Source organism: Mycobacterium sp. IS-1264 (genome assembly GCF_001954195.1).
Taxonomy (GTDB): domain Bacteria; phylum Actinomycetota; class Actinomycetes; order Mycobacteriales; family Mycobacteriaceae; genus Mycobacterium.
This window is the reverse complement of the sequence record NZ_MBES01000064.1, coordinates 83273-99157: the sequence shown is the minus strand read 5'-3', so window position 1 is coordinate 99157 and position 15885 is coordinate 83273. Positions and strand designations below refer to the sequence as shown.

15 protein-coding genes and 1 pseudogene are annotated in these 15885 nt (G+C 69.1%); 11 read left to right on the top strand and 5 right to left on the bottom strand.

The genetic code is table 11. The features are described from left to right. Positions 1–10 precede the first annotated feature (10 nt). The gene (locus tag A5744_RS14760; RefSeq protein WP_139331355.1) at positions 11–3025 is read left to right on the top strand and encodes an acyl-CoA synthetase; all 3015 of its coding nucleotides are present in this window, start codon (positions 11–13) and stop codon (positions 3023–3025) included. Between the two features lies 1 nt (position 3026). Continuing rightward, the gene (locus A5744_RS14755; RefSeq protein WP_076062198.1) at positions 3027–3254 is read left to right on the top strand and encodes a Trm112 family protein; all 228 of its coding nucleotides are present in this window, start codon (positions 3027–3029) and stop codon (positions 3252–3254) included. Here the strand turns inward: A5744_RS14755 and A5744_RS14750 are convergent. The 4 genes from A5744_RS14750 to A5744_RS14735 form a co-directional block, all read right to left on the bottom strand. Continuing rightward, positions 3220–3843 carry a TetR family transcriptional regulator gene (locus A5744_RS14750; RefSeq protein ID WP_076062196.1) on the bottom strand — a complete coding sequence of 208 codons (624 nt, stop codon included), beginning with the start codon at positions 3841–3843 and terminating at the stop codon, positions 3220–3222. The genes A5744_RS14755 and A5744_RS14750 overlap by 35 nt on opposite strands. A 1-nt stretch (position 3844) precedes the next feature. After that, positions 3845–4663, bottom strand: a complete 819-nt coding sequence (locus A5744_RS14745; RefSeq protein ID WP_205866311.1) for an ABC transporter permease — start codon at positions 4661–4663, stop codon at positions 3845–3847. After that, positions 4597–5361, bottom strand: coding sequence for an ABC transporter ATP-binding protein (locus tag A5744_RS14740; RefSeq protein WP_076062193.1), 765 nt, complete (start codon positions 5359–5361; stop codon positions 4597–4599). Before A5744_RS14740 ends, A5744_RS14745 begins: the two co-directional genes overlap by 67 nt. A 69-nt stretch (positions 5362–5430) precedes the next feature. Continuing rightward, positions 5431–6702 (bottom strand): ammonium transporter, encoded by a 1272-nt coding sequence (locus A5744_RS14735; protein ID WP_076062192.1) that lies wholly within the window; start codon positions 6700–6702, stop codon positions 5431–5433. Positions 6703–6747: 45 nt separating this feature from the next. Between A5744_RS14735 and A5744_RS14730 the strand changes: the two genes are divergently transcribed. After that, entirely contained in the window at positions 6748–7371 is a 624-nt protein-coding gene (locus tag A5744_RS14730) for a DNA-3-methyladenine glycosylase (RefSeq protein ID WP_076062190.1), read from the top strand. 13 nt (positions 7372–7384) lie between these two features. Here the strand turns inward: A5744_RS14730 and A5744_RS14725 are convergent. Further along, positions 7385–8284, bottom strand: a pseudogene (locus A5744_RS14725) (bile acid:sodium symporter); the annotation flags it as partial. Positions 8285–8395: 111 nt separating this feature from the next. On the opposite strand from A5744_RS14725, the gene tyrS reads away from it, so the two are divergent. From tyrS to recN, 8 genes are all read left to right on the top strand, one after another. Further along, complete coding sequence (tyrS, locus tag A5744_RS14720) at positions 8396–9661, top strand: tyrosine--tRNA ligase (RefSeq protein ID WP_076062187.1); 1266 nt, start codon at positions 8396–8398, stop codon at positions 9659–9661. Between the two features lie 134 nt (positions 9662–9795). Further along, positions 9796–10110, top strand: coding sequence for a DUF732 domain-containing protein (locus tag A5744_RS14715; protein ID WP_240563047.1), 315 nt, complete (start codon positions 9796–9798; stop codon positions 10108–10110). A 44-nt stretch (positions 10111–10154) separates the two neighbouring features. Further along, on the top strand, positions 10155–10952 hold the full coding sequence (locus A5744_RS14710; protein WP_076062183.1) for a tetratricopeptide repeat protein: 798 nt from the start codon (positions 10155–10157) through the stop codon (positions 10950–10952). Positions 10953–10965: 13 nt separating this feature from the next. After that, positions 10966–11976, top strand: a complete 1011-nt coding sequence (locus A5744_RS14705) for an HAD-IIA family hydrolase (protein ID WP_076062182.1) — start codon at positions 10966–10968, stop codon at positions 11974–11976. A 181-nt stretch (positions 11977–12157) separates the two neighbouring features. Beyond that, positions 12158–12343: a hypothetical protein gene (locus tag A5744_RS14700; protein WP_076062180.1), complete on the top strand. Its 186-nt coding sequence runs from the start codon at positions 12158–12160 to the stop codon at positions 12341–12343. Between the two features lie 7 nt (positions 12344–12350). Further along, positions 12351–13160: a TlyA family RNA methyltransferase gene (locus A5744_RS14695; protein ID WP_076062179.1), complete on the top strand. Its 810-nt coding sequence runs from the start codon at positions 12351–12353 to the stop codon at positions 13158–13160. After that, on the top strand, positions 13157–14080 hold the full coding sequence (locus tag A5744_RS14690; RefSeq protein ID WP_076062177.1) for an NAD kinase: 924 nt from the start codon (positions 13157–13159) through the stop codon (positions 14078–14080). Before A5744_RS14695 ends, A5744_RS14690 begins: the two co-directional genes overlap by 4 nt. Before the next feature lie 24 nt (positions 14081–14104). Further along, positions 14105–15856 (top strand): DNA repair protein RecN, encoded by a 1752-nt coding sequence (recN, locus tag A5744_RS14685; protein ID WP_076062175.1) that lies wholly within the window; start codon positions 14105–14107, stop codon positions 15854–15856. Positions 15857–15885: the final 29 nt, after the last annotated feature.

Below are 15885 nucleotides of genomic sequence, written 5' to 3'. Positions count from 1 at the left end.
ATGTGCCATGATGGCCACGCTGTCAACAGTCAGGGAGCGCCGGGTGGATCTCAATATTTCGATGGTCACACGACCGGTCGAGCGCCTGGTCGCCACGGCGCAAAACGGTCTGGAAGTACTGCGGCTGGGGGGCCTGGAAACGGGGACTGTCCCGTCGCCGTCCCAGATCGTCGAGAGCGTGCCGATGTACAAGCTTCGGCGCTACTTCCCACCCGACAGCAGGCCCGGCCACGCGCCGGTGGGCCCGCCCGTGCTGATGGTGCATCCGATGATGATGTCGGCCGATATGTGGGATGTCACCCGCGAGGACGGCGCGGTGGGCATCCTGCACGCCGCGGGTCTCGATCCCTGGGTCATCGACTTCGGGTCGCCCGACAAGGTCGAGGGCGGGATGCGCCGCAACCTGGCCGACCACATCGTCGCGCTCGGCCAGGCCATCGACACCGTGAAGGACGCGACGGGCAGCGACGTGCATCTGGTCGGGTACTCGCAGGGCGGCATGTTCTGCTATCAGGCCGCCGCGTACCGCCGTTCGAAGAACATCGCCAGCATCGTGGCATTCGGATCCCCGGTGGACACCCTGGCCGCCCTGCCCATGGGTATCCCGGCGAACTTCGCCGCGCCCGCCGCCAACTTCATGGCCGATCACGTCTTCAGTCGGCTGGACATCCCAAGTTGGATGGCGCGCACCGGTTTTCAGATGATGGACCCGCTCAAGACCGCGAAGGCGCGGCTCGACTTCGTGCGTCAGCTGCACGACCGGGAGGCGCTGCTGCCGCGCGAGCAACAGCGCAGGTTCCTGGAACGCGAAGGCTGGATCGCGTGGTCGGGCCCGGCGATCTCGGAGCTGCTGAAGCAGTTCATCGCCCACAACCGCATGATGACGGGCGGTTTCGCGATCAACGGGCAGATGGTCACGCTCACCGACATCACCTGCCCGGTGCTGGCCTTCGTCGGGGAGGTCGACGACATCGGACAGCCGGCGTCGGTGCGCGGGATCCGACGGGCTGCGCCCAACGCCGAGGTCTACGAATGCACCATCCGGACAGGGCATTTCGGCCTCGTCGTCGGATCAAAGGCGGCGAGGGAAAGCTGGCCGACGGTCGCCGAATGGGTGCAGTGGCTGTCCACCGGCGGCGACAAGCCGGTCGGCATCGACTTGATGGCCGATCAGCCGACCGAATCCACCGACAGCGGTGTGGCGTTCAGCTCCCGGCTCGCGCACGGCATCGGTGAAGTCTCCGAGGCGGCGCTGGGACTGGTGCGCGGCGCGGCCGGCGCGGTGATCGCGGCCAACAAGTCGATGCGCACCCTGGCCGTGGAGACCGCGCGCACCCTGCCCCGGTTGGCTCGCCTGGGACAGATCAACGATCACACCCGAATCTCGTTGGGCCGCATCATCGACGAGCAGGCGCACGACGCCCCGCAGGGTGAATTCCTGTTGTTCGACGGGCGAGTGCACACCTACGAGGCCGTCAACCGGCGCATCAACAACGTCGTTCGCGGCCTGATCGAAGTCGGCGTTCGGCAGGGCGACCGTGTCGGCGTGCTGATGGAGACCCGGCCCAGCGCGCTGGTGGCGATCGCCGCGCTGTCGCGGCTGGGGGCGGTCGCCGTGGTGATGCGCCCCGACGCCGACGTGGCCGCCTCGGTGCGGCTCGGGGGAGTGAGCGAGATCCTGACCGACCCCACCAACCTGGAAGCCGCCCGCGAGATGCCGGGCCAGGTGCTGGTGCTGGGCGGCGGCGAGACGCGCGACCTGCACCTGCCGGAGGACGCCTTGGAGCAGGGCCAAGTCATCGACATGGAGCAGATCGACCCGGACGCGGTCGAGCTGCCGGCGTGGTATCGCCCGAACCCGGGATTGGCCCGCGATCTGGCGTTCATCGCGTTCAGCGCCGCGGGCGGCGAGTTGGTGGCCAAGCAGATCACCAATTTTCGGTGGGCGGTGTCCGCGTTCGGAACGGCGTCGGCCGCCAACCTGGACCGCCGCGACACGGTGTATTGCCTGACGCCGCTGCACCATGAGTCGGCTCTGCTGGTCAGCCTGGGTGGCGCGGTCGTGGGCGGTACGCGCATCGCGCTGTCGCGTGGGCTGCGACCGGACCGGTTCGTCAAGGAAATACGGCAGTACGGGGTCACGGTGGTGGCCTACACCTGGGCCATGCTGCGCGAGGTGGTCGACGATCCGGCGTTCGTGCTGCACGGCAACCATCCGGTGCGGCTGTTCATCGGGTCGGGCATGCCGACCGGGTTGTGGGACCGGGTCGTCGAGGCGTTCGCGCCCGCCCGTGTCGTCGAATTCTTCGCCACCACCGATGGGCAGGCGGTGCTGGCCAACGTTTCCGGCATCAAGGTCGGCAGCGAGGGCCGCCCGCTGCCCGGGGCGGGCCGTGTCGAGCTGGGCGCCTACGACGCCGAACACGACCTGATCCTGGAGAACGAGCGCGGCTTCGTCCAGGTCGCCGACACCAACGAGGTCGGCGTGCTGCTCGCCCAGTCCAACGGCCCGATCGACCCGACCGCGTCGGTCAAACGCGGGGTCTTCGCTCCCGCCGACACGTGGATATCGACGGAGTACCTGTTCCGCCGCGACGAGGACGGTGACTACTGGCTGATGGGCAGGCGCGGCACGGTGATCCGCACCGCGCGCGGATTGGTCTACGGCGAGCCGGTCACCGACGCGCTGGGCTGCATCAACGGCGTCGACCTCGCGGTGACCTACAACGTGCCGGTCGGTGATCACGAGGCGGCGGTCTCGGCGGTGACGTTGTTGCCGGGGGCCACCATCACCGCGGCGGACCTGACCGAGGCCGTCGCCAACATGCCGATCGGGCTGGGACCCGACTTCGTCTGCGTGGTGCCGGAGATGACGTTGAGCGCGACCTACCGTCCCACCGTCAGCGCCCTGCGGGCCGCCGGGATCCCCAAAGCGGGGCGCCACGTCTGGTATTTCGACGTGGGCAGCAACGAGTTTCGCCGGCTGACCCCGGGTGTGCGGACGGAACTGGGCGGCGAGCACTGACGTGGTCGACGATTCGCTGCTGAACATTCTGGTGTGCCCCGCGGACCGGGGCCCGCTGCTGCTGGTGTCCGCGGACGACGGGGCCGAGTTGCTCTACAACCCGCGGCTGCGGCGGGCCTACCGCATCGAGGACGGCATTCCGGTGCTGCTGATCGACGAGGCCCGCGACGTCGACGACGACGAGCACGCACGGCTCACGGCGCAAGCGCGTCCGGCAGATCCCCGGTGAGGTAACGCTGCAGGTTCGGCGCGATGGTGTGCGCGATCTGTTCGGCCGGCAGTGACGCGAACGGTTCGATCCGCACGATGTAGCGCGCCATGACCACGCCCATCAACTGCGAGGCGACGAACTGAGCGCGGATCTTGCCCGTCCCGGGTGGCGTGTCGACGCGCGAACCCACCTCCCTGACAACCACCTCTTGCAGGAATGAGCGCGCCAGACTCACGTCGGCGCCGGCAAGCAGCGACCGCACCGTCGCAATCAACCCCGCGCCCATTTCCGAATCCCAGATCGGCAACAGCACCGACGGCAGCCGTAACCCGAGTTCCTCCACCGGCGTTTCCCGCATTGGCACCAGCACCGTCATGGGGTCGACTGGAAGCTTGATCGCAGCGGCAAACAGCTGCTCCTTGGTGCCGAAGTAGTGATGCACCAGGGCGGAGTCGACGCCCGCCCCCGCGGCGACGGCGCGAATCGAGGTTCTGTCAATGCCGTTGCGGGCGAACAACTCTCGGGCGCTGGTCAGGATCCGCTCCCGCGTGTCGGAAACCCCGGCGGGTCGTCCGGGCCGCCGGCGCCCGGTTTGGGCGGTTGCCACGCTAGGGCGTCCGTCGTCGCAGGGTGGCCGCGGCCAGGCACAGCGCGGCGAGCGCGAAACACATGACCACGACGATGTCGCGTACGGCGATGTACGTCAAATTCGGGTGCGCGCCCACCTGCTGCAGCGCCTCCAGCGCGTAGCTGGCCGGCAGCACGTTGCTGATCCACTGCAACCAGTGCGCCATCAACGCCCGCGGGACGATGATGCCGGCCAGCAGCAGCTGCGGCACCATCACCAGCGGTATGAACTGCACCGCCTGAAACTCGGTGCGGGCGAACGCACTACACAGCAGGCCCAGGCCGACGCCCAGCACGGCGTTGACGATCGCGATCACGAACACCCAGAGCGGGCTGCCCGCGGTGTCGAAGCCGAGGAACCAAAACGACACACCGCATGCCAGAATCGCTTGCGCCGCAGCGGCTATCGAGAACGCGGTGCCGTAGGCGATCAGCAGGTCGAGCCGGCGCAGGGGAGTGGTCAGGATGCGCTCCAGCGTGCCTGAGGCCCGTTCGCGCTGCATCGTGATCGACGTGATGATGAACATCACGAAAAGCGGGAAAAGGCCCAGCAGGATCAGGCATGCGTTGTTGAACGGTGTCGGCGTGCCCGGGCGGTGCGGTGCGTTTTCGAACATGAAGTACATCAGCGTGATGACCAGGACCGGCACCAGCAGGATCAATGCGACGCTGCGACGATCGGCGACCAATTGGCGCAAGATCCGCGTCGTCGTGGCGGTGTACCCCTTGAGGCCTAGCCGGCTTGGCGTGTGGTGCTGTGCCTGATGATGGACAGAAACCCGTCCTCCAGTGACGTGCATCCGGTGTCCTCTCGTAGTTGGGTCGGGGTGGTGTGCGCGACCAGATACCCGTCGCGCATCAGCAACAGATCGCCGCAGTGGTCGGCTTCGTCCATCACGTGGCTCGAGACCAGCAGCGTGGTGCCGCCGCGAGCCAGGTCGGTGAACTGTTCCCAAAGATCCACCCGCAGCACGGGATCCAGGCCCACGGTGGGCTCGTCGAGCACGAGCAGATCGGGTTGGCAGACCAGCGCGCACGCTAGCGAGGCCCTGGTGCGCTGGCCTCCGGAGAGGTTGCCGCAGAAGGCGGTTCGGTGATCGGTCAGGCCCACGCGGTCGATTGCGGTGTCGGCGGCGCTGCTGTCGAAGCCATACAGCGACGCCAGGTAGCGGACGTTGTCGACGATCCGCAGGTCGTTGTAGAGCGTCGCGTCCTGCGGCATGTACCCGACTCGACGGCGCAGCGGCGCGGATCCGGCCGGGTTGCCCAGCACCGTCACCGTCCCCGACGTCACGATCTGCGTGCCGACGATGCAGCGCATCAGCGTCGTCTTGCCGCAGCCCGAGGGGCCGAGCAAACCGGTGATGCTGCCGCGGGCAATCCGCACCGAGAAATCATGAAGAGCTGGGCGTTTTCCCCGAATCACCCGCAGGTGGTTGATGTCGACGGCCGGTTCCGTACCGCCCTGCCTTAATTCATCGTGCGATGAAATCATCATGTGATGAATATCCGCCGGCGCGGCGGGATTGTCAAGGGGTGGTGGCGCCGGATCTGGCCGGCCGGGAATCTATCGCTCGCCGACGCCCGGGCGACGCTGCGGCAGATGTCCGTGCACGCCTTCGGCGTAGGCGGTTTCGGCGTGCTGAGTGACGTCGACGCCGGCGGTTTCCTCTTCGGCGCTGACCCGGAAGCCCATCACGCGATCGATCAACTTCGCGAGAACAAATGTCACGACGAACGCATAGAGGGCCACCACGACGATCGCGAGCGCCTGCTTGCCCAGCTGGGCGAAGCCGCCGCCGTAGAACAGGCCCCGCGGGCCCGACGTCATGACGGCGGTGGCGAGCAGCCCGATCAACGACACACCGACGACGCCGCCGACGAAGTGCACACCCACCACGTCGAGCGAATCGTCGTAGTTGAAACGGAATTTCGCGCCCACGGCGAACGAGCACACGATGCCCGCGGCGACGCCGACGACCGCAGCGCCGAGCGTGTTGACGGTTCCGCACGACGGGGTGATGGCGACGAGGCCGGCGACCACACCGGACGCCGCGCCGAAGGTCGTCGGCCTGCCGTCGCGGAGTTGTTCGACCGATAGCCAGCCGAGCATGCCCAGGCAGCCGGCGACGAGGGTGTTGAGGAAGATGGCCGCGGCAGTTCCGTTGGCGGCCATGGCCGAACCGGCGTTGAAGCCGAACCAGCCGAACCACAGCAGCCCGACACCGACGAAGAGCAGCGGCAGATTGTGCGGCCGCATGGCGTCCTTCTTGAAGCCGATGCGGGGTCCGAGCACCAGCGCCAGGGCCAGGGCGGAGCAGCCGGAGACGATCTCGACGACGAGCCCGCCCGCGTAGTCGAGTACGCCCAGCTTGGCCAGCCAGCCGCCGGGGCCCCATACCCAGTGTGCGACAACCGAATACACGACGATCGCCCATGTCGGGACGAACACAACCCAGGCCGCGAACTTGGCACGATCGGCGATCGCGCCGCTCACCAGGGCGGCCGTGATGATCGCAAACGTCAACTGGAATGTCGCATAGAGCAGTTCGGGCACCGTGCCATGGAGGCTGTCGGGGGTGATCCCGAGCATCCCGATGTGCCCGAGGTTGCCGACGAACCCGCCGGCCCCGTCCTGGGAGAACGCGATGCTGTAGCCCACCAGCAGCCACGCCACCGTGACCAGCGGGATGGAGATGAAGCTCATCATCATCATGTTCAGCACCCCTGTGGTGCGGACCATGCCGCCGTAGAAGATCGCAAGGCCGGGGGTCATGAGCAGGACGAGTGCGGTGCTGGCCAGTAGCCACGCGGTGGCCGCGGGGTCGATCGCATGCATGATGACCGGATACTGCCATGTTCGGGGTGCCGGTAGGTTCGGTGGGTGCGATCCGGTCGCGGCGCGGGCCAGCTGTCAGTCGACCCGATCGAGGCAGCGCATCGGCTGCTCGGTGCGACAATCATCAGCCGCGGGGTGCGCGCCATCGTGGTCGAGGTGGAGGCCTACGGCGGGGTTCCCGACGGCCCGTGGCCGGACGCCGCGGCCCACTCGTATCGCGGCCGCAATGGTCGCAACGCGGTGATGTTCGGTCCCCCGGGGCGGCTGTACACCTACCGCAGCCACGGGATCCACGTCTGCGCCAACGTCTCGTGCGGCCCCGACGGCGTGGCGGCCGCCGTGTTGCTGCGCGCCGCCGCCATCGAGGACGGGCTCGACGCGGCCCAGGCCCGGCGCGGCGAGGCGGTTCGCCACATCGCGCTGGCGCGCGGCCCGGGCAATCTGTGCTCGGCCCTGGGAATCACCATGGCCGACAACGGGGTCGATGTCTTCGACCCGAAGAGCCCGGTGCGGCTGGCGCTCAACGAGGCGCATGGCGCGGTATCGGGCCCGCGCGTGGGGATCAGCCAGGCCGCCGACCGGCCATGGCGACTGTGGCTGGCCGGCCGGCCCGAAGTCTCCGCCTACCGCCGCAGCCCCCGCGCCCCGGCGCCGGGCGCGAGCGACTAGCCCGCCAGACCGGCTAGGCCGGGGCGGGTGCCGATGCGACCGCGCGAAACGCGGGGTCCACGCGGCGCGCGAGGAAAATGAACGTCACGGCCAAAAGCGGCGCGACGGCACTGTATATCGCGGCCGGCGTGGCCATTTCGGCGCTGTTCAACAACTGCGGACTCAGCGCAATGCCCATCGCCACCACGGCATTGTGCATTCCGACCTCCAGGCTGACAGCGACGGCCTGCCGCGGTGCCAGCCGCATCAGACGCGGCGCCAGATAGCCGATCGAGAGGCTCACGGTGCAGAACGCGACGACGGCTCCGATCAGCACGCCGAAGTTGTGCCACAGCGTCGTTCGCCCCCCTGCGAAGGCCGCCAGCACGGCGAGCACCAGGAGCGCGATCGCGGCTATCCGGACCGGTTTCTGCAGCCGCCGGGCCAGCTCGGGGAAGTGGTGGCGAATTGCCACCCCGATCGCGATGGGGACGAGCACAAGGCCGATCACCGAAAGGAGCTTGTCCAGCTGCAGGGGGAGAAACCGCCCTTCGCCGAGGAACCAGGACATCGACACCGCGAGAATCGCTGGCAGGGCAACGACCGATAGCACCGCGTTGATTGCGGTCAGCGTGAGGTTGAGCGCCAGGTCACCATTGAACAGATGGCTCAGCAGGTTCGCCATCGTGCCGCCGGGCGTGGCCGCCATCAGCATGAGCCCGACCGCGAGATGAGGTTCGAGGTGAAAGACCTCGGCGATCACCAGGCACACGGTCGGCAGCAGCAGCGCTTGGCAGGCGAGCGCCACGACGAGTGGTTTGCGCAGCGTTGCGGCCCGCTTGAAATCGTCGACCGTGAGTGTCAGCCCGAGCGCGAGCATGACGATGGCGACGACCAACGGCCAGTACTGGTTGTTCATGACGCTCCGGGTTGTCGTGCGCTGAGGGGGAAAGCCATAGCGCGACGATGCGCCACCTAGTTAGCTTGCCTTAGATAGCCGCGCGGTAGCGAATCGTGGCCGCGCGAGCGACTAAAGTCGTGCGCGATGTCTTCCGGAATCCTCGACGAGCTGGGCTGGCGTGGGCTGATCGCACAGTCCACCGACCTCGACGCGCTGGCGGCCGAGGACCCGCCGCTGACGGTGTACGCCGGCTTCGATCCGACCGCGCCGAGCCTGCACGCCGGACACCTGGTGCCGTTGCTGGCGTTGCGGCGCTTTCAGCGCGCCGGTCACCGGCCCATCGTGCTGGCGGGCGGCGCCACGGGCATGATCGGCGATCCGCGGGACGTCGGCGAGCGCACCCTCAACGAGACGGGCACGGTCGCGGACTGGACCGAAAAGATCCGCGGACAGCTGGAACGATTCGTCGACTTCGACAGCTCACCCACCGGCGCGATCGTCGAGAACAATCTCGAGTGGACGCGCGAGATGTCGGTGACGGAGTTCCTGCGCGATGTCGGCAAGCACTTCTCGGTGAACGTGATGCTGGACCGCGACACCATCCGGCGCCGGCTGGAGGGCGACGGAATCTCCTACACCGAGTTCAGCTACATGCTGCTGCAGGCCAACGACTACGTCGAACTGCACCGGCGGCACGGCTGCACGCTGCAGATCGGTGGCTCGGACCAGTGGGGCAACATCATCGCCGGAGTCCGCTTGGTCCGCCAAAAGCTCGGCGCCACAGTGCATGCGCTCACGGTTCCGCTGGTGACCGCCGCCGACGGCACCAAATTCGGCAAGTCCACGGGTGGCGGCAGCCTGTGGCTCGACCCGCAGATGACCAGCCCCTACGCCTGGTACCAGTACTTCATCAACACCGCCGACGCCGACGTGATCCGCTACCTGCGCTGGTTCACCTTTCTGTCGGCCGACGAGCTGGCCGAGCTCGAACGCGCCACGGCCGAACGCCCGCAACAACGCGCCGCGCAGCGTCGGCTCGCGACCGAACTCACCGTTCTGGTGCACGGCGAGGCCGCCACCGAGGCGGTCGAACACGCCAGCCGGGCGCTCTTCGGCCAGGGCGAGCTGGACCGGCTCGACGAGGCGACGCTGGCCTCGGCATTGCGCGAGACGTCGGTCGCGGAGCTCAAGCCCGGCGGCCCGGACGGGATCGTCGATCTGCTGGTGGCCAGCGGGCTGTCGGCCAGCAAGGGTGCGGCCCGGCGCACGATCGGCGAGGGTGGCGTGTCGGTCAACAACATTCGCATCGACAGCGACGAATGGGTGCCCCAGAGCTCGGACTTCCTGCACGGCCGCTGGCTGGTGCTGCGCCGCGGCAAGCGCAATGTCGCGGGCATAGAGAAGGTCTAGAACCGCGCCGCGAAACGCGTTGGTGCGCAAACCTTTATCTCGCTGTGCCATAAACGTGACTTCCGCTGGCCACTGTTGTCACAGTGATTTGCGCGCGGGGGACTCGGCAGGCGACGGCTCTTCGATTTACCGCGGTGGCAGCGGGTCTGCTCGCCGCGACGACGGTGTCGGCGGCTCCGATCCGGGCTGACATGCTCGGCAACGCGTTTCTCTCGGCGCTGAACAACGCCGGCGTGCCCTACAGCCAGCCGATCAGCACGACGGCGGCGGGCCAGGCGGTGTGTCCGATGCTGTTCCAGCCGGGTGAGTCTTTCGACACGGTCGTCCGCGAAATGGCCGTCAGGAGAGGGATGTCCGAGAAGTCGGCGGGCGTCTTCACGATCGTGGCCATCGCGACGTACTGTCCGGCGGTCTTGGCTCCGCTGCTGAACGGGCGGCTGCAGGCCTAGTTCGCCCGGCGGCCGGCATTCGGCGTGCCCGTATCCTTTGCAGCGTGGTCGACGACAGGCATGGCCGAGACGGGGAGCGACGGCCGCGCTCGGCGTCGCGGTGGTCAGGACCGGGGCGGGCGCGCCCGGCCCAACCGCAGAGCGCTGCGGTGGACCGCCCGTCCCGCGACGCCACGTCCCAAGACGGGCCCCCGATACCGCCCGGCGTGGACGCCAGGCAACTCGCACCCGAAATCCGCCGCGAACTGAGCACCTTGGATCGTGCCACCGCCGACGCCGTCGCACGCCATCTGGTCGCCGCCGGGGAACTGCTGGACGAAGACCCCGAAGCCGCCCTCCGTCATGCGCGGGCGGCGAGGTCGCGGTCCAGCCGGATCGCCGCCATCCGGGAAGCGGTCGGGATCGCCGCCTACCACTGCGGCGATTGGGGCCAGGCGCTGGCCGAATTGCGCGCCGCACGCAGGATGGGCAGCAAGTCCTCGCTGCTCGCGCTGATCGCCGATTGCGAACGCGGCCTCGGCCGCCCGGAGCGGGCGCTCGAACTGGCCCGCGGGCCGGAGGCGGCCGAGCTCAGCGGAGACGACGCCGACGAGCTGCGCATCGTCGCGGCCGGCGCCCGCTCGGATCTCGGGCAGCTGGAGCAGGCGCTGACCGTCTTGTCCACGCCGCAGCTGGACCCGACCCGCACCGGTTCGACGGCCGCGCGGTTGTTCTACGCCTACGCCGACACGCTGCTGGCGCTGGGCCGCGACGACGAGGCGTTGCGGTGGTTCTTGCACTCCGCGGCCGCGGACATCGACGGTGTCACCGACGCCGAAGACCGGGTCAGCGAGCTCGGCTGAGAGTTTGGCTGACGTGAAAACCCTTGCGCAGGAATATGATTGCCTGCTGATAGACCTGGACGGGACCGTGTTTCGCGGCGCCCAGCCCACCCACGGCGCGGTGCAGTCGCTCGACGAAGTACGCAGCCGCAAGCTGTACGTCACCAACAACGCCTCGCGCAGCCCCGACGAGGTCGCGGCGCACCTGCGCGAGCTCGGCTTCGACGTCACCGGCGAGGACATCGTCACCAGCGCCCAGAGCGCAGCCCACCTGCTCGCGGGTGAGCTACCCCCGGGATCGGCGGTGCTGATCGTCGGCACCGACGCCCTGGCCGACGAGATCGCCGCGGCCGGCCTGCGTCCGGTGCGCAAATATGAGGACAATCCCGTGGCCGTCGTGCAGGGCCTTTCGACGACCATCGCCTGGCCGGATCTCGCCGAGGCGGCGCTGGCCATCCGGGCCGGCGCGCTCTGGGTGGCGGCCAACGTCGACCCCACGCTGCCCACCGAGCGGGGCCTGCTGCCGGGGAACGGCTCGTTCGTGGCCGCGCTGCGGACGGCGACTGGCGCCGAACCCCGCGTGGCGGGCAAGCCCGCGCCCACGCTGATGACGGACGCGGTGGCGCGCGGCGATTTCCGGGCCGCGTTGGTGATCGGCGACCGGTTGGACACCGACATCGAGGGCGCCAATGCCGCCAAACTGCCCAGCCTGATGGTGCTCACCGGCGTCAATACCGCGCGGGACGCCGTCTATGCCAAACCCGGGCAGCGGCCCACCTATATCGGGCACGACCTGCGCTCGCTACACCAGGACGCAGGCCTGCTCGCGGTGGGTGCGCAGGCGGCATGGCGCGTCGACGTCGGCGCGGAGGCGGTGACGGTCGGCGCCGGCGGCGACGACGACGGGGACGGGCTATCGATCGTGCGCGCCGTCGCCGGCGCGGTATGGAGCGCCCCATTCGACGGGCGGCCGCTGCGAATCGAGGCCGCGGACGGCCGGGCCCGCGACGCGCTGCGGCGCTGGTCTCTGGTGTACGGCGACTAGCGGGTCACGCAGTGAAAGGAGCCAGAAAACTACCCACAAATTGGCACACCTCTCCTGAACCCCCACCGCGGCTACAGCGTCGCACTTCGCGGTTTCATTCGAGTTACCGCAAGTTACGGATTGCGGTGTGGCGTATGGCCACCGCTGATCGCAGTTGCCGGGCGAGGATATTGTGGCCGCAATGACTATCGATCCTGAACAGATTCGCGCGGAAATCGACACTCTGCTGGCCCAACTCCCCGATCCGGGGGACCAACAGGCCGTGGAGAACGGGCCGTCGCTGGCCGAGCTCGAAGAGATTGCCCGCCGCCTTTCCGAGGCGCACGACGTGCTGCTGCAGGCGCTGGAGTCCGCGGAGAAGGGCTGAGTGCCCCATGCCTCGACGCGCCCGCGTTGACGCCGAGCTGGTGCGGCGCGGCCTGGCCCGGTCTCGTCAGCAGGCCGCGGAGTTGATCGGCGCCGGGAAGGTCAGCATCGACGGCCTGCCGGCGGTCAAGCCCGGCACCGCCGTCGCAGTCACCGCGGCGTTGACCGTCGCCGACGAGGGCGAGCGCACCTGGGTGTCGCGCGGAGCGCACAAGCTCATCGGCGCGCTGGACGCCTTCGACATTTCCGTCGCGGGCCGCCGCTGCCTGGACGCCGGCGCATCGACGGGCGGGTTCACCGAAGTCCTGCTGGACCGCGGGGCCACCCAGGTGGTGGCCGCCGACGTCGGCTACGGCCAGCTGGCGTGGTCGCTCCGTTCCGACCCGCGGGTGGTGGTCGTCGAGCGGACCAACGCCCGCGAGCTATCCCCCGAGGCGATCGGGGGCCAGGTCGACCTGGTGGTCGCTGACCTGTCGTTTATCTCGCTGGCCACCGTGTTGCCCGCGCTGGCTGGATGCGCTTGCCCCAGCGCGGATATCGTTCCCATGGTGAAGCCACAGTTTGAGGTGGGCAGGGGTCAGGTCGGCGCCGGCGGCGTGGTCCGCGATCCCGGGCTGCGCGCCGACTCGGTGCTCGGCGTCGCGCGGCGGGCCGGGGAGCTGGGCTGGCACACCGTCGACGTCATGGCCAGTCCGCTACCGGGACCGGCGGGCAATGTCGAATACTTCTTGTGGTTGCGCGCCGAGACCGATCGGGGGCTGTCCGCTGACGGGCTGGTGGATGCGGTGCGGCGCGCCGTCGCGGAGGGCCCGCAATGACCAGTGAACGTACCGTCCTGCTGATCGTCCACACCGGACGCGACGAAGCGACCGAGACGGCGCGGCGCGTGCAGAAAGTGCTGGGCGACAACGGCATTGCGCTTCGCGTCCTGTCCGCCGAGGCCGTCGACCGGGGATCGTTGCACCTGGCGCCCGACGACATGCGGGCCATGGGTGTCGAAATCGAAGTGGTCGATGCCGACCCGCACGCCGCCGAGGGCTGCGAACTGGTGCTGGTGCTCGGCGGCGACGGCACCTTCCTGCGTGCCGCCGAATTGGCGCGCAACGTCGGCATTCCGGTGCTGGGCGTCAACTTGGGCCGCATCGGCTTCCTGGCCGAGGCCGAGGCCGAGGCCATCGACACGGTGCTGGACCATGTCATCGCGCGGACCTACCGGGTGGAGGAACGCCTCACGCTCGACATCGTCGTGCGCCAGGGTGGCCGCATCATCGACCAGGGCTGGGCGCTCAACGAGGCGAGCCTCGAAAAGGGCCCGCGGCTGGGTGTGTTGGGCGTCGTCGTCGAAATCGAGGGACGGCCGGTGTCGACGTTCGGCTGCGACGGGGTGTTGATCTCGACGCCGACCGGATCCACCGCCTACGCGTTCTCCGCCGGTGGTCCCGTGCTCTGGCCCGATCTCGAGGCGATCCTGGTGGTGCCCAACAACGCTCACGCACTGTTCGGCCGGCCGATGGTCACCAGCCCGGACGCCACCGTCGCGATCGAGATCGAGGCAAGCGGCAACGACGCCCTCGTGTTCTGCGACGGCCGGCGCGAAATGCTGATACCGGCCGGCGGTCGGCTCGAGGTAACCCGTTGCGCCACACCGGTGAAATGGGCGCGCCTGGATAGCGCGCCGTTCACGGACCGCCTGGTGCGCAAGTTCCGGTTGCCGGTGACCGGCTGGCGCGGGAAGTAACGACGCTGCAACGGTGCTGATGGAATGCTGACTGAAATCCGCATCGAGTCGCTGGGTGCCATCAGCGTCGCGGTCGGAGAGTTCGGCCGCGGTCTGACCGTATTGACCGGCGAGACGGGTACCGGCAAGACGATGGTGGTGACCGGGCTGCACCTGCTCGGCGGAGCACGCGCCGACGCCACCCGGGTGCGATCCGGAGCTGACCGCGCGGTGGTCGAAGGCCGTTTCACGACAACCGATTTCGATGACGAGACGGTCGCGCAACTGGACGGCGTGCTGGAATCCCTGGGCGCGGAGCGCGACGAGGACGGTAGCGTGATCGCGCTGCGCTCGGTCAGCCGCGACGGACCGTCGCGGGCGTATCTCGGCGGCCGCAGCGTGCCCGCGAAGTCGCTGGGCGACTTCACCGCCGAGCTCCTCACCCTGCACGGTCAGAACGACCAGCTGCGGCTGATGCGGCCCGAGGAGCAGCGCGGCGCGCTGGACCGCTTCGCGGCCGCGGGCCCGGCGCTGGAGCGCTACCGCAAGCTGCGCGACGCCTGGCTGTCGGCCCGACGCGACCTCATCGAACGCCGCGACCATGCACGCGAACTCGCGCAGGAGGCCGACCGGCTGAAATTCGCGCTCAACGAGATCGACACCGTCGACCCGCAACCCGCGGAGGACGAGGAACTGGTCGCCGACATCCGGCGGCTCTCCGAGCTGGACACCCTGCGGGAGGCCGCCGCCACCGCCCGCGCGGCGTTGTCCGCCGACGACACCGAGGCGTTCGGCTCCAGCGCCGTCGACACCCTCGGGCGCGCGCGTACCGCCCTCGAATCCGCCGACGACGCCACCCTGCGGGCACTGGCCGCGCAGATCGGCGAAGCGCTCACCGTCGTCACCGACGTGGGACACGAACTCGGCGACTATCTGGAGCAGCTGCCGGTCGACGCCAGCGCGCTGGAGTCCAAGCTGGCCCGTCAGGCCCAGCTGCGCACCCTGACCCGCAAGTACGCGGCCGACATCGACGGCGTGCTGCGGTGGGCGCAGGAATCCCGGGAACGGTTGGCGCAAATCGACGTCTCCGAGGAGGGCATCGCCGCGCTGGAACGCCGGGTCGACGAGCTGGCACGCGAATTATGCGACGCTGCAGTCGATCTCAGCAATCTTCGGCGCAAGGTCGCCAAGCGGCTGGCCAAAGCGGTGACGGCCGAACTGGCCGGGCTGGCGATGGGCGACGCCGAATTCACGATCGGCGTGACCACCGATGTCGCGTCCGGCCAGGACGATCCCGCCACCCTGACGCTGCCCTCGGGCGAGCTGGCCCGCGCCGGCGGCGATGGTGTCGACCAGGTCGAGTTCGGGTTCGCGGCCCACCGCGGCATGACGGTGCTGCCGTTGGCGAAGAGCGCGTCGGGCGGCGAGCTGTCCCGGGTGATGCTGGCGCTGGAGGCGGTCCTGGCAGCGTCGGCGGCGGGGACCACCATGGTGTTCGACGAGGTCGACGCCGGCGTCGGGGGCCGCGCGGCGGTTCAGATCGGGCGACGGCTCGCGCGGCTGGCGCGCACCCATCAGGTCATCGTGGTGACGCACCTGCCGCAGGTTGCGGCCTACGGCGATGTGCACCTTGTCGTGCATGCCGCCGGGCCGCGGGGGACGAGTGTGGTGCAACGCGTGACCGGCGACGATCGGGTCGCCGAGCTGGCGCGGATGCTGGCCGGGCTCGGCGAGTCCGACAGCGGCCGCGCACACGCCCGCGAACTACTGGATGCCGCTCAGAACGACGAGATCTGATTTCGGCGCGGGCGCAACCAAGCCGTTAT

What these genes read in the sequence shown, in the direction of transcription:
- A5744_RS14760 (WP_139331355.1), top strand. Translation starts at nt 11, where the DNA reads ATGGCCACGCTGTCAACAGTCAGGGAGCGCCGGGTGGATCTCAATATT.
- A5744_RS14745 (WP_205866311.1), bottom strand. Translation starts at nt 4,663, where the DNA reads ATGCACGTCACTGGAGGACGGGTTTCTGTCCATCATCAGGCACAGCAC.
- A5744_RS14740 (WP_076062193.1), bottom strand. Translation starts at nt 5,361, where the DNA reads ATGATGATTTCATCGCACGATGAATTAAGGCAGGGCGGTACGGAACCG.
- A5744_RS14735 (WP_076062192.1), bottom strand. Translation starts at nt 6,702, where the DNA reads ATGCATGCGATCGACCCCGCGGCCACCGCGTGGCTACTGGCCAGCACC.
- tyrS (WP_076062187.1), top strand. Translation starts at nt 8,396, where the DNA reads ATGTCTTCCGGAATCCTCGACGAGCTGGGCTGGCGTGGGCTGATCGCA.
- A5744_RS14700 (WP_076062180.1), top strand. Translation starts at nt 12,158, where the DNA reads ATGACTATCGATCCTGAACAGATTCGCGCGGAAATCGACACTCTGCTG.
- A5744_RS14695 (WP_076062179.1), top strand. Translation starts at nt 12,351, where the DNA reads ATGCCTCGACGCGCCCGCGTTGACGCCGAGCTGGTGCGGCGCGGCCTG.
- A5744_RS14690 (WP_076062177.1), top strand. Translation starts at nt 13,157, where the DNA reads ATGACCAGTGAACGTACCGTCCTGCTGATCGTCCACACCGGACGCGAC.
- recN (WP_076062175.1), top strand. Translation starts at nt 14,105, where the DNA reads ATGCTGACTGAAATCCGCATCGAGTCGCTGGGTGCCATCAGCGTCGCG.